Source organism: Tepidibacillus decaturensis, from assembly GCF_001561915.1.
In the GTDB taxonomy this organism is placed as follows: Bacteria; Bacillota; Bacilli; order Tepidibacillales; family Tepidibacillaceae; genus Tepidibacillus_B; species Tepidibacillus_B infernus.
Genome location: NZ_LSKU01000001.1, coordinates 1,931,424 through 1,932,312, shown reverse-complemented (window position 1 = coordinate 1,932,312; position 889 = coordinate 1,931,424). Strand labels below are relative to the sequence as shown.

1 protein-coding gene is annotated in these 889 nt (G+C 32.6%); it reads right to left on the bottom strand.

From position 1 onward, the window contains the following. Positions 1-819: helix-turn-helix domain-containing protein (locus tag U473_RS09135; RefSeq protein WP_082732469.1), on the bottom strand; the 819-nt coding region annotated here is incomplete at its 3' end. Positions 820-889 lie beyond the last annotated feature (70 nt).

Genomic DNA, 889 nt, shown 5'->3' with positions numbered 1-889 from the left:
AAAGATAAAAATAGCTTTGTTCATATACGCAATTGCTTCATCGTTTTTGTGTACATGAAACAAATTATACCCTTTTTGATAATAAAATTCACCTAGAAGATAGAGGGACTCATTTTTTAAACAGGCTTTTATTCCTTTTTCACAGTATTTTAGTGATTCACGGTATGAACCGATCTTGGTTAAAGATTTTGCTAAGTTGTACATTAAACGAACTTTTAATAATTGATCATGTAGGAATGGAAGGTGTTTTAAATGTTCAATTCCTTTTTGATAGAAAGATATTGCCTCTATGTGATCTCCAAGTTCACTGTGAATAATCCCGATGCTATTTAGAATTTCTACTTCACGTTCGGAATAAAATTCCTTATTTTTAGCAGTGAGTAGAAGAGAATCGTGCAACAAATTGAGGGCTTTTTCAGAATCACTTTCTAAATAGAAAGTCGCAATACCATGATGCCACATCAGAAATTGTTTGTTTATACTAGACTGAAACAAAGGATGACCCTGTACTTCAAGAACAGTATTCATCACTTCTAGATAATCTCTATTTCGTATAGTTTTACGAATTTGTGACATGACTTCCTTTACATAATCTTCACGAGAACTTTTCGCCATGTCAAAAAAATAGTTGACATCAACCCCTAAGCGTTCTGAGATGTAATAGATGGTTTCAGCGGAGGGAATAGCTTGACCTTTTTCAATTTTACTAATTTGTGCTTGTGTACAAATCCCTTTAGCTAATTCAGCTTGCGATAGGCTTAGAGAGGTACGTAATTGGCTAATCCCCTTCCCTAATCTTTCAATTGAGAAACTTATCATAATCACCCGAAAATTAGTGATTTTTAAGTCTATTATAGGAAAAACTACTTAAATTTACAAATAATAGATT